We start from the raw sequence: 22764 nt of genomic DNA, 5'->3' as shown, positions 1-22764 counted from the left end.
TCAACCATTCCTATGCACAACCATAGGAATGGTCTCAGGTGTACGTCCACGGCGCCAGCGGGCGCGCGTGACCCACCGCACGCCCGGATGCCCTGGGCGCCCAAAACTACCGGCGCTAGTTTGGTGCGGACACGAAGGAGGCGTACCGATGCAGGCTCACGACGGCATGTTCATCGACGGCCGGTGGCGGCCCGCCGCCGGCGACGGCGTCATCGAGGTGGTCGACCCCGCCGACGAACGGGTGATCGCCACCGTCCCGGCCGGGACCGCCGCCGACGTGGACGCCGCCGTCGGCGCCGCCCGCGCCGCGCTCCCCGGCTGGGCGGCGACCCCGCCCGCCGAGCGGGCCGCGCGCGTCGGGGCGCTGAGCGAGGCGCTGGCCGCCCGCGCGGAGGAGGTCGCCGCGACGGTCACCGCGGAGCTGGGCGCGCCGCTGGCGTTCAGCCGGAAGGTGCACGCCGCGCTGCCGGTCGCCGTCTCCGCCTCGTACGCGGAGATCGGCGCCTCGTACCCGTACGAGGAGAAGACCGGCAACTCCACCGTCCTGCACGAGCCCGTGGGCGTCGTCGGCGCGATCACCCCCTGGAACTACCCGCTGCACCAGATCGTCGCCAAGGCCGCCCCCGCGCTCGCCGCCGGCTGCACCGTCGTCCTCAAGCCCGCCGAGAACACCCCGCTCGTCGCCCGGCTCTTCGCCGACGCCGTCGCCGCGGCCGGCTTCCCGCCCGGGGCGCTCAACGTCGTCACCGGGTACGGCGCCGAGGCCGGCCGGGCGCTCGTCGAGCACCCCGGCACCGACCTGCTGTCGTTCACCGGCTCCACCGCCGTCGGGCGCACGGTCGCCGCGGCGGCGGGCGCCGCGGTCAAGCCGGTGGCGCTGGAGCTGGGCGGCAAGTCCGCCAACGTCATCCTCCCCGGCGCCGACCTCGCCCGCGCCGTCCGCGCCGGCGTCGCCAACGTCATGGCCAACTCCGGCCAGAGCTGCAACGCCTGGACCCGCATGCTCGTCCACCGCTCCGCCTACGACCAGGCGCTCGACCTCGCCGCCACCGCCGTCGCAAAGTACGTGCCCGGCGACCCCCGCGACCCCGCCACCCGGCTCGGCCCCGTCGCCAGCGCCGCCCAGCGCGACCGCGTCCACGGCTACCTCGAACGCGGCGTCGCGGAGGGCGCCGCGCTCCTCGCGGGCGGCCCCGGCGCCCCGGAGGGCCTGCCGCGCGGCTACTTCGTCCGGCCCACCGTCCTCGCCGACGTCACCCCGGAGATGATCGTCGCGCAGGAGGAGATCTTCGGACCGGTGCTGGCGGTCATGCCGTACGAGGACGAGGACGACGCGCTGCGCATCGCCAACGGCACGGTCTACGGCCTGGCCGGCGCCGTGTGGGCGGGCGACGAGGAGACGGCGGTGGCGTTCGCGCGGCGGATGGAGACCGGGATGGTGGACATCAACGGCGGGCGCTTCAACCCGCTGGCGCCGTTCGGCGGTTACAAGCAGTCCGGGGTGGGCCGCGAGCTGGGGACGGCCGGGCTGGCGGAGTTCCTGCACACGAAGGCGCTGCAACTCTGAGCCCGCCCCCGGCCGCGCCCACACCCCGCGACCACGAGCCCCCGGTGAACCGAAGCCCCCGACACGCCCGAGCCCCCGACGAACCGGAGCCCCCCGATGACCCGCGCCGCCGTCCTGCCCGCCATCGGCTCCCCGCTCGAACTCGCCGACATCGACCTCCCCGCCCCCGGCCCCGGCCGCGTGCGCGTCCGCCTCGCCGCCGCCGGCGTCTGCCACTCCGACCTCTCCCTCGCCAACGGCACCCTGCGCCAGCCCGCCCCCGCGGTGCTCGGCCACGAAGGCGCCGGCACCGTCGTCGAGACCGGCGCGGACGTGACCGGCGTGGCGCCCGGCGACGAGGTGGTGCTCAACTGGGCGCCGTCCTGCGGCACGTGCCACCACTGCGGGCTCGGCGAGCCGTGGCTGTGCGCCGACGCCGGCGCCGCGGCGGCCGAGCCGTACGCCTCCCGCGCCGGCACCGCCCTGTACCCGGGCCTGGGCACCGCCGCCTTCGCCGAGGAGACCGTCGTCCCCGCGCACGCCCTGCTGCCCCTGCCCGCCGGGGTGCCGCTGACCGACGCCGCGCTCCTCGGCTGCGCCGTGCTCACCGGCTGGGGTGCCGTGCACCACGCCGCCGCGGTACGGGCCGGGGAGTCCGTCGCCGTCTTCGGCGCCGGCGGCGTGGGGCTCGCGGTGCTCCAGTCCGCCCGGATCGCGGGCGCCGGGCCGCTGGTGGCGGTGGACGTGTCGCCGGCGAAGGAGGAACTGGCCCGCGCCGCCGGCGCCACCGACTTCGTCCTCGCGGAACCGGGCGCGGAGCGCGACACGACCCGGCGGATACGTACCCTGACGGCCGGCGTCGGCGCCGACGTGGCGATCGAGTGCGTCGGCCGGGCGGAGACGATACGTACCGCCTGGTCGTCCACCCGCCGCGGCGGGCGGACAACGGTCGTCGGCATCGGCGGGCACCAGGACCGGGTGTCGTTCTCGGCGCTGGAGCTCTTCCACTCCGGCCGCACGCTCGCCGGCTGCGTCTACGGCAACACCGACCCGGCCCGCGACCTGCCCGCCATCGCGGCCCAGGTACGCGCCGGGGCACTGGACCTCGGCGGGCTCGTCACCGAGCGCATCGGGCTCGACGGCATCCCGGCCGCCTTCGACGCGATGCTCGCGGGGCGCGGCGGCCGGGCGCTCGTGGTCTTCTGACGCCGGTACCCGGGGCCGCGGTGCCCGCCGGAATCGGGTCAGGCTGATTTGTTGACGCGGGCCGCGGCGCGCGTCAAGAAAGTGACCTGACGATCAAGCTGCGGCGATGTCCGTGTCTTCACTTCTTGGACACGAGAAGGTGCCGCAACCGCCTTCTCCCAACCGCCGCCGCCCTTTGGGCTGTTGGTGGATAAAGTTTGTTTGCGGTGGAGTCGAAGCGGTTCCCAGCATGGGGAAAAGAAGTTAACTTGATGCGCACCGGTCAGACAGGACGGCGTCCTCACCCCCCTCCCTCGGATGACGCCGCCCCCCCCCGGCGCGACGGCGCGCGCCTGTGCCACCCCCCACCGACCTCTCCACGGAGGAAGCGCGTGCACAGGAAACTCAGAAAGGCCATGGCCGCATTCGCCGGCGGCCTGCTCGTGACGTCGGGCGTGGTCGCGCTCACGGTCACGCAGGCGGCCACGGCCGCCCCGCAGAAAGCCGCCGCGGCGGAGTTCCGGCAGGTGGAACTGGCCAAGGGCGTGCCCGACATGGGCGAGCCCATGTCGCTGGCCGTGCTGCCCGACCGGTCGGTCCTGCACACCGCGCGCGACGGCACGCTGCGCCTGACCGACGCGAACGGCGACACCAGCGTCGCGGGCAAGCTGCCCGTCTACACGAACGACGAGGAGGGGCTGCAGGGCGTCGGCGTCGACCCGGGCTTCGCGTCCAACCGCTTCATCTATCTCTACTACGCGCCGCCCCTCGACACCCCCGGCGGCGGTGCCCCGGAGACCGGCACCCCGGCCGACTTCGCGCCCTTCGACGGGGTGAACCGGCTCTCCCGCTTCGTGCTGAACGAGGACGGCACCCTGGACACCGGCAGCGAGGTCACCGTCCTGGACGTGCCGGCCTCCCGGGGCCAGTGCTGTCACGTGGGCGGGGACATCGATTTCGACGCCGAGGGCAACCTGTACCTGTCCACCGGTGACGACACCAACCCGTTCGCGTCCGACGGCTACACGCCGATCGACGAGCGGGCCGACCGCAACCCGGCGTTCGACGCGCAGCGCTCCGCGGGCAACACCAATGACCTGCGCGGCAAGGTGCTGCGGATCAAGGTCAACGCCGACGGCTCGTACGACATCCCCGCCGGCAACCTCTTCGCGCCGGGTACGGAGAAGACCCGGCCCGAGATCTACGCGATGGGCTTTCGCAACCCGTTCCGGATGAGCGTCGACAAGGCCACCGGCACCGTCTACCTCGGCGACTACGGCCCCGACGCCGGCACCGCCAGCGACACCCGCGGCCCCGGCGGCCAGGTCGAGTTCAACCGCATCACCGAGCCCGGGAACTTCGGCTGGCCGTACTGCACCGGCGACAACGACGCCTACGTCGACCACGACTTCGCCACCGGCTCCTCCGGCGGCGCGTACGACTGCGGCGCCCCCGTCAACAACTCGCCGCACAACACCGGCCTGACCGAGCTGCCCCCGGCCCAGCCCGCGTGGATCCCCTACGACGGCAACTCGGTCCCCGAGTTCGGCAACGGCTCCGAGTCGCCGATGGGCGGCCCCGTCTACAACTACGACCCCGATCTCGACTCGGCCGTGAAGTTCCCCGAGGAGTTCGACGGCGACTACTTCGCCGGCGAGTTCGGCCGCCGCTGGATCAAGAACATCAAGGTGGACGGCTCCGGCGGGGTCGAGTCCATCAACGACTTCCCCTGGTCCGGCACGCAGGTGATGGACATGGCCTTCGGGCCGGACGGCGCGCTGTACGTCCTGGACTACGGCACCGGCTTCGGCAGCGGCGACGACTCCAGCGCGCTCTACCGCATCGAGAGCGTGCCCGCCGGGCAGGCGGGCGGCACCGCGGCCGGTGAGGAACCGAAGGTGGTCAGGGCCGGCGGCGACAGCGGCACCGCGAAGGCCGAGAGCGCGGCGTCGGTGGAGCTGAAGGCCCCCGGCGACGGGCAGCTCTTCGAGTTCGGCGACGCCGTGGACTTCCAGATCGAGGTGACCGACCCCGACGGCGGTGCGGTCGACTGCTCGAAGGTGACCCTCGACTACCTGCTGGGCCACGACTCGCACGCCCACCACCTCGCCTCCGCCTCGGGCTGCTCCGGCACCCTGCAGACCCCCTCGGACGGCGGGCACGACGTGAGCGCGAACATCTTCGGCGTCTTCACCGCCACGTACACCGCCGCGGACGGCACGACCGTCACCGACCAGCACCTCGCGCAGCCCCGGCACCGGCAGGCCGAGCACTTCTCCACCACCGAGGGCGTCGAGGTCGAGTCGGCCGAGACGGCAGAAGGCGGTTCGCGGGCCGGCGGCCTCGACGACGGCGACTGGATCGCGTTCGACCGGTACCTGCTGGAGGACGGCGACTTCACCGCCCGCGTGGCCGCCGAGGCCGCCGGCGGGGCCATAGAGGTCCGCGCCGACGCGCCGGACGGCAAGCTGCTCGGCACCGTCGACGTGCCGGCCACGGGTGGCGTGGACACGTACGAGGACGTGACCGCCACGCTGGCCGGCGCGCCGGCCGGGACCACCCAGCTCCACCTGGTCTTCACCGGCGCGGATGACGCGCCGTTCAGCGTCGACGCCTTCACCATCGGCTCGGGAGGCGCGAAGTGACCGACAAGAAGAGGCGAGTCCGGCGGATCGCCGTCCCGGTTGCCGCAGCGGCCCTGCTGGGTGCCGTGGCCGCGCTGCCGATGACGACCGGCGGTGCGACGGCGGCCCCGCCGGCGAAGGCGCCGGCGGCGGAGGCGGCCCCGTTCGACGTGCTCGTCTTCTCCAAGACGGCCGGCTTCCGGCACGACTCGATCGACGAGGGCGTCGCCGCCCTCACCCGGCTGGGCACCGAGAACGACTTCACCGTCACCGCCACGGAGGACGCCGGGGCGTTCACGGCGGAGAACCTGTCCCGGTACGAGACGGTCGTCTTCCTGCACACGACGGGCGACGTGCTCGACGAGACCCAGCAGGCCGCGTTCGAGGGCTACATCACGGGCGGCGGCGGTTACCTGGGCATCCACGCCGCCGCCGACACCGAGTACGGCTGGCCGTTCTACGGCGAGCTGGTCGGCGCCTGGTTCGCCTCCCATCCGGCGATCCAGGAAGCCACGGTGAATGTGGAGGACCACGAGCACGACGCCACCGCGCACCTGGACGACCAGTGGGTCCGTCACGACGAGTGGTACGACTACCGGGCCAGCGCGCGCGACACCGCGCACGTGCTGGCCACGCTCGACGAGTCGACCTACGACGGCGGGCAGATGGGCGCGGACCACCCCATCGCCTGGTGCCAGGAGTACGCGGGCGGCCGGTCCTTCTACACCGGCGGCGGCCACACCGCGGAGTCCTACGCCGAGCCGGACTTCGTACGCCACCTCCTCGGCGGCGTCCGCTGGTCGGCGGGCGCGGTGGAGGCGGACTGCGCGTGAGTCACCGCCGATCCTCATGACCCGTCGTCGTCGCGAGGGGCGACGACGAGGGACCGGCCCCCGGGCCGGACAGGCGAACGGGTGGCACGCCGAACCACCCCGCCGCCGAACCCAGGTGCCCGGCCGTCCCGGCCGGGCACCTGGTCGTTCCCGTCACCGCGGTCCGCCGCAGCCCTCCTCAGAGGTCCTGGATCCGGCGCCAGGGGCGGTCGGACTCCAGGGCGTAGGCCAGCTCCAGCAGCGTGCGTTCGTCGCCGTGGGCACCCGAGAGCATCACGCCGACCGGCACGCCGCCGGCGGCGGACGGTTCGGTGGCGGGGGCGGGAAGCGAGACGGCCGGGCTGCCGTTGATGTTGTTGATCGGGGTGAAGGCCACGTACGCGCGCAGGCGGTTCAGCAGCTCCTCGTACGGGACGTTGGGCGACAGGTGCCCCAGCCGCGGGGTGGTGTGCGCGAGGACCGGGGACAGCAGCACGTCGTAGCGGGAGAGGGCCGCGTCGTACGCCTCGTCCGCCGCGCGGCGCAGGCGGCGCAGGACGGCCGGGGTGGTGTGCATCCGGCGCAGGTACGTCCCGCGCAGGCCCTTGCTGAGCCCGTCCATCCGGCCGGTGTCGAAGTGCCGGTCGTACATGAACCGGCCGCCGGCGCCGGCGAGGAAGGCGAGCATCCCCCAGTAGGAGATGAAGTCCTCCTCGAAGCGGCCGTCGAGCGGCAGCGCGTAGGGCTCGACGGTGTGGCCCAGGCCCTCCAGCGCGGTGCCGACCGCGGCGACCGCCGCGCGCGTGGCGGCGTCGGTCGGGGCGCCCGTCGGCGACTCGGCCACCAGGCCGATGCGCAGGCGGCGCGAGCCGGGGCCCTCGACCAGGCCGAGCGGGGGCATGCGCGGGTTGCGCCAGTGCCGCTCGACCGCGGCGAGGAAGGCGGCGGTGTCGCGCACGGACCGGCTCACACAGCCGTCGCTGACCATGTCGATGGGCAGCCGGCGGCCGGTCTCGTTGGGGACGACGCGGCCGCGGGTCGGCTTCAGGCCGACGAGCCCGCAGCAGGCGGCGGGGATGCGGATGGAGCCGCCGCCGTCGTTGGCGTGGGCGATCGGCACGGCGCCGGAGGCGACGAGCGCGGCGCTGCCGCCGGAGGAGCCGCCGGGGGAGTAGGACGGGTGCCAGGGGTTGCGGACCGGCTCGTCGTTCTCGTACTCCGTGCTGGCGTTGAAGCCGAACTCCGGCAGCCGGGTCTTGCCGAGGAAGGTCATGCCGGTGCTGAGGAACTGGCGCGTGAACGGCGCGTGCCGGGGCGCGGGGTGCGGGGTGAAGGCGGCGGTGCCGTGGCCGGTGGGCAGGCCCCCGTAGTCGGTGTTGTCCTTGAGGAGGGTGGGCACCCCGGCGAGCGGGCCGGTGGCCGCGTCGTCCGTCCGGTACGTGTCGTAGGCGGGGACGGCGACGGCGTGCAGCTCGGGGTCGACGAGGCGGATGCGCTCGACGGCGGCGCCGGCCAGCTCCGCGGCGGAGACCTCGCCGGCGCGGACGAGGCCGGCGAGGGCGACGGCGTCGTGCGCGCCGAGGGCGTCGTCGCGGAAGGCGTGCACGGGCGCGCGGTCGGGCGCCCTCGCCGCACGCGCGGGGGCGGAGGCGCGCGGGGCGGCGCCCCCGCGCCTTCCGGCGGCGGCCTTGCCCTTCCGCCGCTCCTCGGTGACGTCGTCGGTCATGGCCTGCCTCCCGGTCGCTTCGGGGACGCTGCGACGGCGGCGGCCATCCGGTCCACCGCCTCGGTCAACACCTCGGGCGAGGTGGCGAAGTTCAGCCGCGCGTGGCCCGCGCCGCCCGTACCGAACGGGATCCCCGACGCCAGCGCCACCCGGCCGCGCTCCAGGAACACCTCGGCGGGGTCGTCCCCGAGCCCCAGCGCGCGGCAGTCCAGCCAGGCCAGGAACGTACCGTCCGGAACGCGGTACTCCACGCCGGGCAGCCGCTCCGCCAGCAGCCGCGCGAGCAGCCGGCGGTTCTCGTCCAGACCGGCGAGCAGCGCGTCCAGCCACGGCCCGCCGTGCCGCAGCGCCGCGACGTGGGCGATGGCGCCGAGGTGGCTGGGCCCGTGCGAGACCTCCTCCGGCATGAGCGCCAGCTCATGCGCCGACTCCTCGCCGGCCACCGCCACCGCCGCCTTCAGCCCCGCGAGGTTCCACGCCTTCGACGCCGACAGCAGGGCGAAGCCGCGGCCCGCCCCGGGCACGGTCAGATACGGCACGTGCCGCGCGCCGGTGCCGGGCGGCACCAGCGGGGCGTGGATCTCGTCCGCGACGACCCGCACCCCGTGCTCCTCGGCGAGCGCGGCGACCTGCGCCAGCTCGGCGGCGGTGTGGACGGTGCCGGTCGGGTTGTGCGGGCTGCACAGCAGGAACGCGGCGCGGTGACCGCCGCTCCGGGCGGCGGCGAACGCCGTCCGCAGGGCGTCGGGGTCGAGGCGGCCGTCCTCGCCGAGCGGGGCCTCGACCACGCGGCGGCCCAGGTTCTCGGTGAACGCGTAGAAGGGCGGGTAGACGGGGGAGTTGACGACGACGGCGTCGTCCGGGCCCGTGACCAGCTTGAGCACCTCGACGATGCCGAGCATCACGTCCGGCACGATCGCGATCCGCTCCGCCGGGACGCGCCAGTCCCAGCGCAGCTTCGCGAATTCCGCGAGCGCCTCGGCGTACGGCGCGACCGTCGCGTACCCCGTGTCGCCGAGGTCGACCGCCGCCCGCACCGCCTCGGCGACGGGCTCCGCGAGCCGGGTGTCCATCTCGGCGACCCACACGGGCAGCACGTCGGGCGGGTACGTCCGCCACTTCATCGACGTCCGCCGGCGCAGGCCGGCGAGCGTCTGCCCCCGCAGGGGGTTCGCCACCGGGGTGTCCGGCGCCGGCCCGGCGCTCATCGGGGCCCGCCGGCGGAGCGCGGCGGGACGGGGCGGGGGAGAGGGCTGCGCGATCGGGCCATGCCCGCCATGGTAGGTCGGCCCGCCGACAGCGGACCTGCGAATTCACGCCTCTCCCCGCGCCGGTTACCGACCGGTCGGCGCCACGGGGCCGGGGCGCGCGGGCCGCCGCCGCCCCGGGGCCCGCCTAGGGCGCCGTCACCTGCTCCAGCCACGCCCGGTGCGCGCCGCCGAACGGCCCGCCGCCCGCCGCCACCGCCGCCATCAGCCACGCGGCGGACTCCGTCGCCCGGGCCACGGTCTCCGCCGAGTAGCCGTAGCGCACCCGGTGTTCGGCGAACTCGTCCTCGTCCAGCAGCCGCGGCTCCCGCTCCCCGCGCCGCCGGGCGACGTCGAGGTCCAGGTCGACCATGGTGACCTCGGCGGCCGAGCGCCACCGCGGCGGCGTGGTGATGTCCACGTACAGGTCGGTGCGGCGCGGCGGGGCGTTGAACTCGGCGGTCCACCAGGCGTCCCGGGGGAAGAGCGCGACGTGCGCGGACTCGACCGGCACGGGCGGGCCGGTGCCCTTGCGCGTGGTGCCGCCGGCCGGCTGGCCGAGCCAGACGCCGTGCTCGTCCTCGCCGAGGCGGCGCATGGTCGTGTTCCAGTGGAGGGTGCCGTCGTACTTGCGGTAGATGACGCGTACCAGGTCGGCCATTGCCGGATCATAGCCCCGGCCGCTCCCCGGCCGCCGCCGCCGGCGCGGTGCCCCCGCGCGGTCCGCGTCCCGCCCCCCGCCCCGCCCGGGCGTCAGCCGGACGGCTGCCCGCCGAGCTGCGCGAACTGCATGCGCAGCCCGTCCACGAGCGCCCGCAGCCCGGTCTCGAACGCGCCCTCGTCCACCTCCCGCCGGTGCTCCGCCAGCAGGTGCGCCCGGCCGAGGTGGGGGTAGTCCTCCGGGTCGTACGCCGCGGGGTCGGCGACGAACCCGCCCGCGAAGGAACCCAGCGCGGATCCGGCGACGTAGTACCGCATCAGCGCGCCGACCCGCGTCGCCTGCGCCGGCGGCCAGCCCGCCCCGACCATGCCGCCGAACACGGCGTCGGCCAGCCGCAGCGCCGCCGGCCGGCGGCCGGGGCCCTGGGCCAGCACGGGCACGATGTTCGGGTGCGCGGCCAGCGCCGCCCGGTACGAGCGGGCCCAGGCGAGCAGCGCCTCGGGCCACGGCGTGCCGTCCTGGAACATCGACAGGTCGACTTCCGCGACGACGGCGTCGACGGCGGCGTCCAGCAGCTCGTCCTTGGTCGTGAAGTGGTTGTAGAGCGACGGTCCGCTGACCCCCAGCTCGGCGGCGAGCCGCCGGGTGGACACGGCTTGCAGCCCCTCGGCGTCGACCAGGGCGAGCGCCGCCGCGACGATGCGCGCACGGCTCAGCAGGGGCTTGCGGGGGCGGGCCATGGCGCACATGTTAGGGCGGCGGCGCCGCAAACTAGCACCGCTAACCGCGCGGGTCGGGGAAGGCGCCGGGCGCGCGCCCGGTTTCGTACGGCCCTAAGCGCTTGCTCAGCGTCGGGGGTAGGGTGGCCTCCGCTGCACCCGGGAGAGCGGAGAGCGCGCATGCAGGACGTCCAGGAGCCCGCGGCCTGGCGCGATGTCGAGCCGGAGGCGGCGCAGCGCCTGCTCGCCGCAGGGGTCGCGGCCTTCGCGGAGCGCGGCTACCACGCCACCACCACCCGCGACATCGCCGGCCGCGCCGGGATGAGCCCCGCCGCGCTCTACATCCACTTCAAGACCAAGGAGGAGCTGCTCTTCCGGATCAGCCGCGTCGGCCACGAGCGGGCGCGCGGGATCATCGCCGCCGCGGCGGAGTCCGAGGGCCCGGCGGGGGAGCGGCTGGCGCGTGCCGTACGGGCCTTCGCGGGCTGGCACGCCGAGCACCACACGACGGCGCGCGTGGTGCAGTACGAGCTGGGGGCGCTCGGCGAGGAGCACTACGCGGAGATCGCGGCGCTGCGCCGGGACATCGACCGGTTGCTCCGGGGGATCATCGCGGACGGTGTACGGGACGGCGAGTTCGCGGTGGCCGACGTGCCGGGGACGGCGCTGGCGGTGCTGTCGCTGTGCGTGGACGTGGCCCGGTGGTTCAGCGCGGCGGGCCGGAGGTCGCCGGACGAGCTGGGGGAGCTGTACGCGGACCTGGTCGGCCGGATGGTCGCGGCGCCGCCGCCCGGCGGGCCGGGAGAGCCGGGCGTACCGGGGGAGCCGGGCGGCGCTCAGAAGGAGTAGCGGGAGACCGACTCCGCGACGCACACGGGCTTCTCGCCGCCCTCGCGTTCGACCGTGTAGCGCACGGCGAGCTGCACACCGCCCGTGACCTCGGTGACGTCCACGATGGTGGCGGACGCGCGGAGCCGGGAGCCGACGGGGACGGGGGCGGGGAAGCGCACCTTGTTCGTGCCGTAGTTGACGCCCATGCGGACGCCGTCGACGGCGACGAGCTGCGCGGCGAAGAGCGGCAGCAGCGAGAGCGTGAGATAGCCGTGGGCGATGGTCCCGCCGAACGGGCCCTCGGCGGCCCGCTCCGGGTCGACGTGGATCCACTGGTGGTCGCCGGTGGCCTCGGCGAACAGGTCGACCCGGCGCTGGTCGACCTCCACCCAGTCCGAGAGCCCCAGGTGCTCGCCCACCGCGTCCTTCAGCTCGTCGACCGAGGTGAACGTGCGGGGCTCTGCCATGGGTGCCTCCCGGAATCGTCTAAGCGACTGCTTAGCATGGACGCGGTACGGGCCGGTGTCAACGGCGCGACCGGCGCGGCCGGGGCTGGGTACGGCCCCGGGGGTGCGGGCGCATCGCCGCCGGGCTTCCGCCGCACATACCGACCGGTTAGTCTGCGGCCAACCGGCAGCCGTGGGAAGGCGGGCATCGTGGGCAGCGTGCGGGGTGCGCGGGCAGTGGTCACCGGGGGCGGCGGCGGCATCGGCGCCGCGCTGGCGCGGCGGCTCGCCGCCGAGGGCGCCCGGGTCGCCGTCAACGACCTCGACGCCGCGCGGGCCCGCGCCGTGGCCGCCGAGGTCGGCGGCGTCGCGCTGCCCGGTGACGCCGCCGACGTGGTACCCGCCGCCCGCGCGGCCCTCGGCGGCGGCATCGACGTCTTCTGCGCCAACGCCGGCGTCGCCACCGGCGGCGGTCCCGAGGCCGCGGACGACGAGTGGACCGCCGCCTGGGACGTCAACGTCATGGCCCATGTGCGCGCCGCGCGCGAGCTGCTGCCCGAGTGGCTGGACCGCGGCGAGGGCCGGTTCATCGCCACCGTCTCGGCCGCCGGGCTGCTGTCGATGGTCGGCGCGGCCCCGTACAGCGTGACGAAGCACGCCGCCCTCGCCTTCGCCGAGTGGCTGTCGCTGACGTACCGCCACCGGGGCGTCGCCGTGCACGCCGTCTGTCCCCAGGGCGTACGCACCGACATGCTGCGCGCCACCGGCGCCGCCGGGGACCTCGTCCTCGCCCCCGGCGCGATCGAGCCAGAGGAGGTCGCCGAGGCCGTCATGGCCGCCGTGGCCGGCGACCGCTTCCTGGTTCTCCCGCACCCCGAGGTCGCCGGGTACAGCGCCGCCCGCGCCGCCGACCCGGACCGCTGGCTGACGGGAATGAACCGGCTCCAGCAGACCCTGGAGAGCGGGCCGGGATGATGCGGACGCCGCGCCGGGACCGGACGCCGGCGTGACACTGGGACGTGACACCGAGAGAAGCCGACGACGAAGGGGCGAGACCATGGCGCGGACGACGAGCGGCGACGGCCGGCCGGTGCCGGAGCGGCTCCTCGCCGTCGCCACGCGGCTCTTCGCGGAGCGGGGCTTCGACCGCACCTCCGTACAGGAGATCGTCGAGGCCGCCGGGGTCACCAAGGGCGCCCTCTACCACTACTTCGGCTCCAAGGACGACCTGCTGCACGAGGTCTACGCCCGCCTCCTGCGCCTCCAGCAGGAGCGCCTCGACCACTACGCGGCCCTCGACGCCCCGGTCGAGCTGCGGCTGCGGGAGGCGGCCGCGGACGTCGTCGTCACCACCATCGCCAACCATGACGACGCGCTCATCTTCTTCCGCTCGATGCACATGCTCGGCCCCGAGAAGCTCAAGGAGGTACGGGCGGAGCGGCGGCGCTACCACGAGCGCTTCCGCGGCCTGATCGAGGAGGGCCAGGCCGCCGGCGTGTTCTCCGCCGCGACCCCCGCCGACCTGGTCGTGGACTACCACTTCGGCGCGGTGCACCACCTGGGCAGCTGGTACCGCCCGGACGGGCCGCTGTCGGCGCAGGAGGTCGCCGACCACCTGGCGGACCTGCTCATGCGCGCCCTGCGCCCGTAGCCCGCGGCCCGCGGCCCCGCTCACCCGCCCGTCGCGTACTTCCGCAGCTCCCGCAGCGCCAGCGACCTCTGGTGCACCTCGTCCGGCCCGTCCGCCAGCCGCAGCGTGCGCGCGCCCGCCCACAGCGCGGCCAGCGGCGTGTCCTGGCTGACGCCCGCGGCGCCGTGCAGCTGCACCGCGCGGTCCAGGATGCCGACGACCTCCCGCGGTACGGCGATCTTGATGGCCTGGATCTCCGTGTGCGCGCCCCGGTTGCCGACCGTGTCCATCAGCCACGCGGTCTTCAGCACCAGCAGCCGCAGCTGCTCCACCGCCACCCGCGCGTCCGCGATCCACGTCTGCACCACGCCCTGCCGCGCCAGCGTCTTGCCGAACGCCGAGCGGTCCACCGCCCGCCGGCACATCAGCTCGATCGCCCGCTCCGCCATGCCGATGAGCCGCATGCAGTGGTGGATACGGCCCGGCCCGAGCCGCGCCTGCGCGATGGCGAAGCCGCCGCCCTCCTCGCCGATCAGGTTCGCGGCCGGGACGCGTACGTCGTCGAGCGCGATCTCGGCGTGGCCGCCGTGCAGGTGGTCCTCGAAGCCGTAGACCTGCATGGCCCGGCGGACGGTGAGGCCCGGGGTGTCGCGGGGGACGAGGATCATGGACTGCTGGCGGCGGACGTCCGCGTCCGGGTCGGTCTTGCCCATGACGATGAAGACGGCGCAGTCCGGGTTCATCGCCCCGGAGATGTACCACTTGCGGCCGTTGAGGACGTAGCTGTCGCCGTCGCGCTCGATACGGGTCTCGACGTTCGTGGCGTCGGAGGAGGCGACGCCCGGCTCGGTCATGGCGAACGCCGACCGGATGGCGCCGTCCAGCAGCGGCTCCAGCCACCGCGTGCGCTGCTCGGCGGTGCCGAACTGGGCCAGCAGCTCCATGTTCCCGGTGTCCGGCGCGCTGCAGTTGAGGACGAGCGGCGCGAGGTGGGGACTGCGGCCGGTGATCTCGGCGAGCGGCGCGTACTGGAGGTTCGTGAGGCCCGCGCCGTACGTGGTGTCGGGGAGGAACAGGTTCCACAGGCCCCGTCGGCGCGCTTCGGCGCGCAACTCGTGGACGACGGGCGGGGGCAGCCACGGGTCGTCCTGTGCGGCGAGCTGGGCGGCGGCGACGGGCTCGGCCGGGTGGACGCGCTCAGCCATGAAGGCGAGGAGGCGCTCGCGCAGCTCCTCGGTGCGCGCGTCGGGTGCGAAGTCCATCGCGGTCAGCCTTTCTCCAGGGTGGTGAGGCCGCCCGCGATGAAGAGGGGCACGACCTCGCCGATGCGGTCGAAGCCGCCGCCGACGGTCTGGCCGAGGGTGTGGCGGTAGTGGATGCCCTCCAGGATCACGGCGAGCTTGAAGTACGCGAACGCCGTGTACCACGACACGCGGGAGACGTCCCGGCCGGACCGGTCCGCGTAGCGGGCGGTGATCTCCGCGGCGGTGGGGTGGCCGGGGGCGTCGGCGGTGGTGGGGACGGGGGAGGGGCCGGGGCCGCCCAGGGGAGTGCTGTACATGGTGAGGAGGCCGAGGTCGGCGAGGGGGTCGCCGAGCGTCGACATCTCCCAGTCGAGCACGGCGGTCAGGGTGTCCGTGCCGGAGCGGGAGTCGACGAGGACGTTGTCGAGGCGGTAGTCACCGTGGACGACGGCGGGCGCGGCGGCGGGGGGCAGGTCGCGGGCGAGGGCGTCGTGCAGCGGATCGATCCCGGGGAGGTCGCGGCTGCGGGAGGCGTCGAGCTGCTTGCCCCAGCGGCGCAGCTGGCGCTCCAGGAACCCGTCGGGGCGGCCGAAGCCGTCGAGGCCGACGCCGCCGGGGTCGACGGCGTGCAGGTCGACGAGGGTGTCGACGAGACCGAGGACGATTTCGCGGGTGCGCGCGGGGCCGAGCGCGGCCAGCTGCCCGGCGGTGCGGTACGCCGTGCCGGGGGCGAACTCCATGACGTAGAAGGGGGCGCCGAGGACGGAGTCGTCGGTGCAGAGGAGCAGCGTGCGCGGTACGGGGACGGGGGTGGGGCGGAGCGCGGTGAGCACGCGGTGCTCGCGGGCCATGTCGTGCGCGGTGGCGAGGACGTGGCCGAGCGGAGGGCGGCGGACGACCCAGGTGCCGGTGTCGTCGGTGACGGCGTACGTGAGGTTGGACCGGCCGCCCTCGATCAGCCGGGCGCCGAGCGCGCCGCGGACGAGCCCCGGGAGTTCCGCGTCGAGGTGGCGGCGCAGCGCGCCGAGGTCGAGGCCGGGCGGCGGGCGGTCGTCGCTCATGCGGGTTCCCTCCGGGGGTGACGGTCGGGGCCAATGATGCCGACCGGTCGGTATGCCGTCCAGAGCCACGGCAGGCGCCGCCCGGCCGTGCGCGCGGAAAACCCCGCGGCCACGACGAGCCCCGGCCCCTGGGGGCCCACCCCGGGCCCTCTCTGGTTCCCCGCCGCGCCCGCCGCAGGCGCTACGCGTGGCAGGGCATCATCTCGCCGCCGTTCACCCTCGCCATGTCCGCGAAGTACTCCGCCGCATCCAGCGGGTGCCCCTCCGGTTCCCCCGCCAACTCGCTGTACGCCCGGTGCAGGTTCGCCACCAGGCGCTCCGGCTCCCGCAGCCCCGCCGACGCCGCCGCCTCCGGGTCGGCCGCCCGCGCCGTCTCCAGCGGTGTCCGCCCGGCCGCCCGCCCCGCCGCCGCCAGCTCTCCGACGTACCGCAGATACCGCTCCACCGTGTCGAACACCCCCGGGTCCGTCACCGGCCCGTGCCCCGGCACGACCGTCTCCGCGCCCAGCGACCGCAGCAGCTCCAGCGCGCGCAGCGACCCTCCGAGCGAGCCGAACGCCACGAACGGCGTCCCGCCGCACAGCGCGATGTCCCCGGCGAAGACGATCCGCTGTTCCGGCAGCCACACCACCGTGTCGCCCACCGTGTGTGCCGGGCCCGGGTGCAGCAGCCGCACCTCCGTGCCGCCCGCGGTCAGCGTCATCGACTCCGTGTACGTCATGTCCGGTGCCGTCAGCCGCACGTCCCCGTACTCCACCTCCGGCCACACCAGCTCCAGGTGGCGTCCCGAGGCGAGCACCTGTTGCCGGCACGCCGCGTGCCCGACGACGGTCGCCGGGGTGAAGACGCTGTTGCCGTACGTGTGGTCCCCGTGGTGGTGGGTGTTGACCACGAGCGACGGGTCGGGTGCCCCGCTGGCCAGCACCGCCTCGCGCAGCAGCCGCGCCCGGGGTTCGGTGGCGGCGGTGTCGACGAGCAGGGTCGTCGTGCCGTCGCTGACGAAGCCCGCGTTGCTCAGGCACCAGCCGCCGTCGGGCTGGACGTAGGCGTGCACGCCGGTGGCGAGCTGCACGCAGTACGGGGTGCGGGCCGCGTCGACCGCGCGGTTCACGACCTGCGCCGGGCTGCCGTCGATCCCGACCGCCGCCCCGTGTTCGTCGGGGCCCAGCGGTTCGAGCGCCGCGAACTGCGCGTCGAGCACGTCGTGCGGCACGAACAGCTCCTTGCGCTCCGCCAGCCGTTTGCCGACCAGCTTCCGCGTGCCGTCCAGGTGCAGGAAGTACAGCCCCGGCACGGCCGCCGCGAGCCGGTCGCGGTCCCGGCGGCGCAGGGCGGGCCGGCTCACGACGCCGCCGCTCGCGGCCCGGTTGCGGAACCAGTCGGCGACGGCGGCGTCGGGCGGCTCGTCGAAGTCGCCGGAGTGGCCGGAGTGGCCGGCCTCCAGGCTGATGTCCGCGCCGTCCGCGTACGGGACGTTGAGCCGCTCGGCCAGCTCCCGGCCGACGGTGGTCTTGCCGCATCCGGACACGCCCATGACGAGGATCAGCGGCACGGTGACGGGCATGCGGGTGTCTCCCTCAAGCAACGGTTCCTGCTTGCGCGGTGCTGAGTAGCGAGCTTAGGCCGGGGACGGGAGGGGCGCCGGAGCTGCGCGGAAGCGGCAAGGCGGGGTCCGGATAGCGGCTCCCCGCCGGCCGGAAGGCAATGGCAACGGCCGCGGCGCAGGCCGTAGAGACGGCCCCCTCACCACAGCAGCACCGCGGCGGACGTCGCCGACGCCACCACGCACAGCCCCGCGCCCAGCGCGAGCCCCGGCGGCATCGCCCGCGGCGCGGTGGCGGCCAGTTGCCTGATCCGCCGCTGGCCGGCGGCCAGGAACACCAGCCACGTGCACAGCGCCAGCGACAGCCCCGCGTACCCCCGGGCGGAGCCGCCGTCCACCAGCACCCGCCGCATCTCCAGCACCACCACGACCGCGAACGCCAGCGTCGTACGCCGCCACGCGAAGCGCGTGCGCTCCGGCTGCGCGGCGGGGTCCCGGGCGTCGCTCACCCGCCGGTCCCGACGAGCACCGCCACGATCAGCGCCACCGCCGCGACCGCCGTGCCCACCGCCAGCAGGCCGGGGAAGCGGGACTCCGGGAGGTCCTCGCCGCGGCGCATCGCGCGCTCGCAGTGGATCCAGTGGTTGACGGCCCGCACCGCGCAGAACGCGCCGCCCGCGAGCAGCACGGCGGCGATGGCGGTGCGGGTGGGGCCGTTCATGTCGTCGAGGAACTGGTCCGCGGCGATGCCGCCGCCGACGAGCGCCAGCGCGGTCCGTACCCAGGCGAGGAAGGTCCGCTCGTTGGCGAGGGAGAAGCGGTAGTCCGGTGTCCTGCCCTCGGCGCGCAGCCGCCGGGGCGAGAACCACAGCCGTACGGCGGACGGACGCTCGGGGTCGCTCACGGCTCCGACCCTAACCGAACGCCCGCGCGCGCCCCGGGGCCGACCCACCGCGCCCGGGCCCGGGCCCCGGGCGCGGAGACGTGCCCCGGAAAAGTGCCCCGCCTCCGGCGGTTGACGGGCGGGGGCTGGGTCAACAGGATCTAAACCGACCGGTAACCTTCTTAAGGGGCGGCAGCCATGGCCTACGACGCCGACGTGATCGTGATCGGAGCCGGCCTGGCCGGACTCGTCGCCACCGCCGAGCTGGCGGACGCTGGCCGCAAGGTCATCCTGCTCGACCAGGAGCCCGAGCAGGCCCTCGGCGGCCAGGCGCACTGGTCCTTCGGCGGCCTGTTCTTCGTCGGCTCGCCCGAGCAGCGCCGCCTGCGCATCCGGGACAGCCGCGAGCTGGCCTGGCAGGACTGGCTCGGCACCGCCGGCTTCGACCGCACGGAGGACCACTGGCCGCGCAAGTGGGCCGAGGCGTACGTGGACTTCGCCGCCGGCGAGAAACGCGCGTGGCTGCGCTCCATGGACATGTCGTTCTTCCCGGTCGTCGGCTGGGCCGAGCGCGGCGGCTACGACGCGGAGGGCCACGGCAACTCCGTACCGCGCTTCCACATCACCTGGGGCACCGGCCCCGGCGTCGTCGCCCCCTTCGAGCGCCGGGTGCGCGAGGCCGCCGCGCTGGGCCGCGTCGACCTGCGCTTCCGCCACCGCGTCACCGGCCTCGCCCGCAGCGCCGGGGTCCTCGACACCGTCACCGGCGAGATCCTTCGGCCCAGCGACGCCGAACGCGGCACGGCCAGCGGCCGGGAGGTCGCCGGGGCCTTCGAGCTGCGCGCCCAGGCGGTGATCGTCACCTCCGGCGGCATCGGCGGCAACCACGACCTCGTACGCGCCCACTGGCCGGAGCGCCTCGGCACCCCGCCCGACAAGCTGCTCTCCGGCGTCCCCGCGCACGTCGACGGGCTGCTGCTCGACGTCGCCGGGGCCGCCGGCGGCCGGCTGATCAACCGCGACCGCATGTGGCACTACACCGAGGGCATCGAGAACTGGAACCCCATCTGGGCCAGGCACGGCATCCGCATCCTGCCCGGCCCCTCGTCGCTGTGGCTGGACGCGACCGGCCGCCGGCTGCCGGTGCCGCTGTTCCCGGGCTTCGACACGCTCGGCACGCTGGAGCACATCATGAAGTCCGGCCACGGGTACACGTGGTTCGTCCTCAGCCAGAAGGTGATCGAGAAGGAGTTCACGCTCTCCGGCAGCGAGCAGAACCCGGACCTCACCGGCAAGAGCGTGCGTGACGTGCTGGGCCGGGCGCGCTCCGGGGCGCCCGGCCCGGTGCAGGCGTTCATGGACCACGGCGCCGACTTCGTCGTCGAACGGGACCTCGGCGCCCTGGTGCGCCGGATGAACGAGCTGACCGGCGACAAGCTCATCGACGAGGAGGCGCTGCGCCGCACCCTCACCGCCCGGGACCGCGAGATCGACAACCCCTACACCAAGGACATGCAGATCACCGCACTCCGCGGCGCCCGCGGCTTCCTCGGCGACAAGCTCGTCCGGGCCGCGCCTCCGCACCGCTTCCTGGACCCGAAGAACGGCCCGCTCATCGCCGTCCGGCTGAACATCCTCACCCGCAAGTCCCTCGGCGGGCTGGAGACGGACCTGTCGTCGCGGGTGCTCGCCGAGGGCGGGGAGCCGCTGCCGGGCCTGTACGCGGCCGGGGAGGCCGCCGGCTTCGGCGGGGGCGGCGTCCACGGGTACCGCTCGCTGGAGGGCACGTTCCTCGGCGGCTGCCTGTTCTCGGGGCGCGCGGCGGGGCGCGCGGCGGCGAAGGCGGTCGGCTGAGCGGCTACGGGCCGGGGGCTGGCGGCGTACCCGCAGGCCAGAGATCGGCGGCTACGGCTCCGCCCGCGGCGCCGGGTCCGGCGCCTGGCCGGGCGCCTTGGCCCGGGTCCGGGAGCGCCGGCCGCGCAGCAGCCCCGCGCCCGCGACGAGCCCGGTGGCCAGCAGGGTCACCAGCCCGAACGACACCGTGAGCGACGTCGCGTCGGCGACCTGCCCGATGGCCGCCGGGGCGATGAGCCCCGAGGCGTACATGATCGTCGCCACCCCGGCGATCGCCTGGCTCGGCGCGTCGGCGGAGCGCGCCGCCGCCGCGAAGACCACCGGCACGACGACCGCGATGCCCAGGCCCAGCAGCCCGAATCCGGCCATCGCCTGCGCCGGCGCGGACGAGGTGACGATCAGCACCCCGCCGAGCGTCGCCAGCACCCCGCCCGCGCGTACGGTACGCACCGGGCCGAGGCGCTCCACGACCGCGTCGCCGGCGAGCCGGGCCACGGCCATCGTCAGCGCGAAGCCGGTGGTGCACGCGGCGGCGAGGCCGGCCGAGGAGTCCATCTCCTCGCGCAGGTAGACCGCCGACCAGTCCAGGCTGGCGCCCTCCGCGAACACCGCGCAGAACCCGACCGCGCCGATCAGCAGCGCCGAGCGCGGCGGCAGCGCGAAGTGCGGCGGCGGCTCCTCCGCGTCGTGCGCGAGGGGCTCCAGCACCCAGCGGCAAGCGACGGCCGAGAGGGCGGTGAGGACGGCGGCGGCGATCGCGAAGTGCACCCGGCCGTCCAGCCCGGTGTGCGCGGCGACGGTGCCGGCCGCGGAGCCGGCGAGCGCGCCGCCGCTCCACATGCCGTGCAGCCCGGACATGATCGAGCGGCCGAGCCGCTGTTCGACGTCGACGCCGAGCGCGTTCATCGCGACGTCCGCCATGCCGGCGGTCGCGCCGTACACGAACAGGCCCGCGCAGAGCGTCGCGAGCCCGGGCGCGACGGCCGGCAACACCAGCGCGAGACACCACATGACCATCAGCCCGCGCAGCGCGCGGCGGGCGCCGAAGGTGTGGCTGATCCGGCCGGCGAGCGGCATCGCCGTGGCGGCGCCGAGCGCGGGCATGGCGAGCGCGAGGCCGAGCTGTCCGGCGCTGATCCCGGCGTGGTCCTGCACCCACGGGACCCGGGTGGCGAAGCTGCCGGTGACCGCGCCGTGCGCGGCGAACACCGCCGCGACGGCGTACCGCGCCCGCCGTATCCCGTCCGTGCCCGCCACCCGGCCTCCTCCGCCCGCCCCGGGACCGCGCCGGGTGCGCGGGTCCCGACCGACCCGTCTCGCATGCTTGTTCAGGTCGATTCCCGCCCACGATCGCACACGAACGCGCAGCCGCCCGCGCGCAGGTCCGCTCTTTCCCGCGGTCCGGGGTCTTGCCTCCCGCCGCCGCGCCCTCTACGTTTTGGCGTCGGACATCCCACCTCCTACGTCCCATGACTGAAGACCCATGACTCGGGGAGTCGACGCATGCGCACCGCGACCAGCCTCCTGTTCCTCTCCGCCACCGCCCTCCTCGGCACCCTCGCCGCGGGCCCCGGCACCGCGGCGGCCGACGCCGGTGACGCGGCCGCCGGCAAGGCCCGCTGCACGTCCTCCGTGCCGTACAGATCCGGCGAGGGCGGCTACGACACGTACCGCATCCCCGCCACCGTCAAGACCCGCGGCGGCTCCCTCCTCGCCTTCGCCGAGGGCCGCGTCGGCGGCGCCGGGGACACCGGCAACATCGACGTCGTCGTCCGCCGCTCCGAGGACGGCGGCTGCACCTGGGGCCCGATGTCCGTCGTGGCCGCCGGCGGCGGCGACACCCGCGGCAACCCCGCGCCGGTCGTCGACCCGAAGACCGGCGACCTGGTGCTGGTCACCTCGTACAACAGCGGCGAGGTCACCGAGGCCGAGATCATGCGCGGCGAGGTCACGCCCGAGCAGAGCAGGCGGGTCTTCGTGCAGCGCTCCACCGACGACGGCCGCACCTTCGACGAGCCGCGGGAGATCACCGCCGACGTCAAGCGGCCGGAGTGGCGCTGGTACGCGACCGGGCCGGGACACGCCGTCGCCCTCCAGCACGGGCCGCACCGCGGCCGGCTCGTCATCCCCGCCAACCACTCCACCAGCCCGCCGGCCGGCTCCGCCGACACCGGGCGGGAGGCCAAGTACTACGGCGCCCACGCCATCTACAGCGACGACGGCGGCCGCACCTGGGAGACGGGCTTCATCGACGACGAGTACGAGGGCGAGATCAACAGCAACGAGAACATCGCCGCCGAACTCCCCGACGGCCGCCTCTACTTCAGCACCCGCGACCAGAACGGCACCTCCGCCGGCAACCGCCTCGACTCCTACTCCGCCGACGGTGGCGCCACCCTGGACCGGCCCTACGAGGTGCAGCCGGACCTCGACGAGGTGCCTGTCGTCCAGGCCAGCGTGCTACAGCCGGTGGGCCGCCACGCGCCGCTGCTGTTCTCCGGGCCCTCGAACCCGGAGAAGCGGGAGAAGATGGCGGTCTGGCGCAGCGACGACGCGGGCCGCAACTTCACGAAGGTGACGACGCTGTCGCCGCAGCCGGCCGCGTACTCCGACCTGGTGCAGGTCAACGGCCGGACGATCGGCGTCCTGTACGAGACGGGGGACTCCGGGGCGTACGAGACGATCGAGTTCCGCCGGCTCGACCTGCGCCGCCTCGACGGCTGAAGACGTCCGCCGGCGGCCTCGACGGCGG

General features: G+C 75.1%; 19 protein-coding genes and 1 pseudogene. 9 read left to right on the top strand and 11 right to left on the bottom strand.

Features of this window, described 5'->3' with window-relative positions:
* Window positions 1-148: 148 nt before the first annotated feature.
* From ACHZ99_RS00355 to ACHZ99_RS00340, 4 genes and pseudogenes are all read left to right on the top strand, one after another.
* The gene (locus ACHZ99_RS00355) at window positions 149-1567 is read left to right on the top strand and encodes an aldehyde dehydrogenase family protein (protein WP_420302249.1); all 1419 of its coding nucleotides are present in this window, start codon (window positions 149-151) and stop codon (window positions 1565-1567) included.
* 96 nt (window positions 1568-1663) lie between these two features.
* The gene (locus ACHZ99_RS00350) at window positions 1664-2752 is read left to right on the top strand and encodes a Zn-dependent alcohol dehydrogenase (protein WP_420302248.1); all 1089 of its coding nucleotides are present in this window, start codon (window positions 1664-1666) and stop codon (window positions 2750-2752) included.
* A gap of 395 nt (window positions 2753-3147) precedes the next feature.
* Window positions 3148-5376, top strand: coding sequence for a PQQ-dependent sugar dehydrogenase (locus ACHZ99_RS00345; protein ID WP_420302247.1), 2229 nt, complete (start codon window positions 3148-3150; stop codon window positions 5374-5376).
* Window positions 5373-6182 (top strand): annotated as a pseudogene (locus tag ACHZ99_RS00340) (ThuA domain-containing protein); the annotation flags it as partial. The gene ACHZ99_RS00345 and the pseudogene ACHZ99_RS00340, both read left to right, overlap by 4 nt.
* A gap of 184 nt (window positions 6183-6366) precedes the next feature.
* On the opposite strand, the gene ACHZ99_RS00335 reads toward ACHZ99_RS00340, so the two are convergent.
* The 4 genes from ACHZ99_RS00335 to ACHZ99_RS00320 form a co-directional block, all read right to left on the bottom strand.
* Window positions 6367-7893, bottom strand: a complete 1527-nt coding sequence (locus tag ACHZ99_RS00335; RefSeq protein ID WP_420302246.1) for an amidase — start codon at window positions 7891-7893, stop codon at window positions 6367-6369.
* On the bottom strand, window positions 7890-9101 hold the full coding sequence (locus tag ACHZ99_RS00330) for a MalY/PatB family protein (protein ID WP_420302245.1): 1212 nt from the start codon (window positions 9099-9101) through the stop codon (window positions 7890-7892). Before ACHZ99_RS00330 ends, ACHZ99_RS00335 begins: the two co-directional genes overlap by 4 nt.
* A gap of 187 nt (window positions 9102-9288) precedes the next feature.
* Window positions 9289-9801 carry a DUF402 domain-containing protein gene (locus ACHZ99_RS00325; protein WP_420302244.1) on the bottom strand — a complete coding sequence of 171 codons (513 nt, stop codon included), beginning with the start codon at window positions 9799-9801 and terminating at the stop codon, window positions 9289-9291.
* 92 nt (window positions 9802-9893) lie between these two features.
* Window positions 9894-10541, bottom strand: a complete 648-nt coding sequence (locus ACHZ99_RS00320; RefSeq protein ID WP_420302243.1) for a TetR/AcrR family transcriptional regulator — start codon at window positions 10539-10541, stop codon at window positions 9894-9896.
* 159 nt (window positions 10542-10700) lie between these two features.
* On the opposite strand from ACHZ99_RS00320, the gene ACHZ99_RS00315 reads away from it, so the two are divergent.
* Window positions 10701-11369 carry a TetR/AcrR family transcriptional regulator gene (locus ACHZ99_RS00315; protein ID WP_420302242.1) on the top strand — a complete coding sequence of 223 codons (669 nt, stop codon included), beginning with the start codon at window positions 10701-10703 and terminating at the stop codon, window positions 11367-11369.
* Here ACHZ99_RS00315 and ACHZ99_RS00310 read toward each other — a convergent pair.
* Window positions 11357-11818 carry a MaoC family dehydratase gene (locus ACHZ99_RS00310; protein ID WP_420302241.1) on the bottom strand — a complete coding sequence of 154 codons (462 nt, stop codon included), beginning with the start codon at window positions 11816-11818 and terminating at the stop codon, window positions 11357-11359. The genes ACHZ99_RS00315 and ACHZ99_RS00310 overlap by 13 nt on opposite strands.
* 189 nt (window positions 11819-12007) lie before the next feature.
* On the opposite strand from ACHZ99_RS00310, the gene ACHZ99_RS00305 reads away from it, so the two are divergent.
* Window positions 12008-12772, top strand: a complete 765-nt coding sequence (locus ACHZ99_RS00305) for an SDR family oxidoreductase (protein ID WP_420302240.1) — start codon at window positions 12008-12010, stop codon at window positions 12770-12772.
* 82 nt (window positions 12773-12854) lie between these two features.
* Window positions 12855-13448 carry a TetR/AcrR family transcriptional regulator gene (locus ACHZ99_RS00300; protein ID WP_420302239.1) on the top strand — a complete coding sequence of 198 codons (594 nt, stop codon included), beginning with the start codon at window positions 12855-12857 and terminating at the stop codon, window positions 13446-13448.
* 20 nt (window positions 13449-13468) lie between these two features.
* On the opposite strand, the gene ACHZ99_RS00295 is transcribed toward ACHZ99_RS00300, so the two are convergent.
* The 5 genes from ACHZ99_RS00295 to ACHZ99_RS00275 all read right to left on the bottom strand — a co-directional run bounded on the left by ACHZ99_RS00295 (window position 13469) and on the right by ACHZ99_RS00275 (window position 18179).
* A complete protein-coding gene (locus ACHZ99_RS00295) occupies window positions 13469-14689 on the bottom strand; it encodes an acyl-CoA dehydrogenase family protein (protein WP_420302238.1) in 1221 nt (406 codons plus the stop codon).
* A 5-nt stretch (window positions 14690-14694) separates the two neighbouring features.
* Window positions 14695-15732: a phosphotransferase family protein gene (locus tag ACHZ99_RS00290; protein WP_420302237.1), complete on the bottom strand. Its 1038-nt coding sequence runs from the start codon at window positions 15730-15732 to the stop codon at window positions 14695-14697.
* 181 nt (window positions 15733-15913) lie between these two features.
* Window positions 15914-17296 carry an MBL fold metallo-hydrolase gene (locus ACHZ99_RS00285; protein ID WP_420302236.1) on the bottom strand — a complete coding sequence of 461 codons (1383 nt, stop codon included), beginning with the start codon at window positions 17294-17296 and terminating at the stop codon, window positions 15914-15916.
* Window positions 17297-17475: 179 nt separating this feature from the next.
* On the bottom strand, window positions 17476-17784 hold the full coding sequence (locus tag ACHZ99_RS00280; RefSeq protein WP_420302235.1) for a DUF202 domain-containing protein: 309 nt from the start codon (window positions 17782-17784) through the stop codon (window positions 17476-17478).
* A complete protein-coding gene (locus tag ACHZ99_RS00275; protein WP_420302234.1) occupies window positions 17781-18179 on the bottom strand; it encodes a YidH family protein in 399 nt (132 codons plus the stop codon). The genes ACHZ99_RS00280 and ACHZ99_RS00275 overlap by 4 nt, the downstream gene beginning before the upstream one ends.
* 177 nt (window positions 18180-18356) lie before the next feature.
* Between ACHZ99_RS00275 and ACHZ99_RS00270 the strand changes: the two genes are divergently transcribed.
* Window positions 18357-20012 carry an FAD-binding dehydrogenase gene (locus tag ACHZ99_RS00270; RefSeq protein ID WP_420302233.1) on the top strand — a complete coding sequence of 552 codons (1656 nt, stop codon included), beginning with the start codon at window positions 18357-18359 and terminating at the stop codon, window positions 20010-20012.
* Window positions 20013-20063: 51 nt separating this feature from the next.
* Here ACHZ99_RS00270 and ACHZ99_RS00265 read toward each other — a convergent pair whose 3' ends face one another.
* On the bottom strand, window positions 20064-21269 hold the full coding sequence (locus tag ACHZ99_RS00265) for an MFS transporter (RefSeq protein WP_420302232.1): 1206 nt from the start codon (window positions 21267-21269) through the stop codon (window positions 20064-20066).
* A 246-nt stretch (window positions 21270-21515) separates the two neighbouring features.
* Here ACHZ99_RS00265 and ACHZ99_RS00260 point away from each other — a divergent pair, with 246 nt between their 5' ends.
* Window positions 21516-22736 (top strand): sialidase family protein, encoded by a 1221-nt coding sequence (locus ACHZ99_RS00260; protein ID WP_420302231.1) that lies wholly within the window; start codon window positions 21516-21518, stop codon window positions 22734-22736.
* The last annotated feature ends 28 nt before the right edge of the window (window positions 22737-22764 follow it).

This window comes from Streptomyces sp. MAR4 CNX-425, assembly GCF_048656465.1.
In the GTDB taxonomy this organism is placed as follows: domain Bacteria; phylum Actinomycetota; class Actinomycetes; order Streptomycetales; family Streptomycetaceae; genus Streptomyces.
Note: the sequence above shows the minus strand (reverse complement) of the source record. Positions and strands in the feature narration are given on the sequence as shown.

Coding starts and splice junctions, on each gene's coding strand:
- ACHZ99_RS00315 (WP_420302242.1), top strand. CDS start 10,701: ATGCAGGACGTCCAGGAGCCCGCGGCCTGGCGCGATGTCGAGCCGGAG.
- ACHZ99_RS00320 (WP_420302243.1), bottom strand. CDS start 10,541: ATGGCCCGCCCCCGCAAGCCCCTGCTGAGCCGTGCGCGCATCGTCGCG.
- ACHZ99_RS00260 (WP_420302231.1), top strand. CDS start 21,516: ATGCGCACCGCGACCAGCCTCCTGTTCCTCTCCGCCACCGCCCTCCTC.
- ACHZ99_RS00355 (WP_420302249.1), top strand. CDS start 149: ATGCAGGCTCACGACGGCATGTTCATCGACGGCCGGTGGCGGCCCGCC.
- ACHZ99_RS00295 (WP_420302238.1), bottom strand. CDS start 14,689: ATGGACTTCGCACCCGACGCGCGCACCGAGGAGCTGCGCGAGCGCCTC.
- ACHZ99_RS00345 (WP_420302247.1), top strand. CDS start 3,148: ATGGCCGCATTCGCCGGCGGCCTGCTCGTGACGTCGGGCGTGGTCGCG.
- ACHZ99_RS00285 (WP_420302236.1), bottom strand. CDS start 17,296: ATGCCCGTCACCGTGCCGCTGATCCTCGTCATGGGCGTGTCCGGATGC.
- ACHZ99_RS00335 (WP_420302246.1), bottom strand. CDS start 7,893: ATGACCGACGACGTCACCGAGGAGCGGCGGAAGGGCAAGGCCGCCGCC.
- ACHZ99_RS00290 (WP_420302237.1), bottom strand. CDS start 15,732: ATGAGCGACGACCGCCCGCCGCCCGGCCTCGACCTCGGCGCGCTGCGC.
- ACHZ99_RS00330 (WP_420302245.1), bottom strand. CDS start 9,101: ATGAGCGCCGGGCCGGCGCCGGACACCCCGGTGGCGAACCCCCTGCGG.
- ACHZ99_RS00325 (WP_420302244.1), bottom strand. CDS start 9,801: ATGGCCGACCTGGTACGCGTCATCTACCGCAAGTACGACGGCACCCTC.
- ACHZ99_RS00300 (WP_420302239.1), top strand. CDS start 12,855: ATGGCGCGGACGACGAGCGGCGACGGCCGGCCGGTGCCGGAGCGGCTC.
- ACHZ99_RS00350 (WP_420302248.1), top strand. CDS start 1,664: ATGACCCGCGCCGCCGTCCTGCCCGCCATCGGCTCCCCGCTCGAACTC.
- ACHZ99_RS00270 (WP_420302233.1), top strand. CDS start 18,357: ATGGCCTACGACGCCGACGTGATCGTGATCGGAGCCGGCCTGGCCGGA.
- ACHZ99_RS00310 (WP_420302241.1), bottom strand. CDS start 11,818: ATGGCAGAGCCCCGCACGTTCACCTCGGTCGACGAGCTGAAGGACGCG.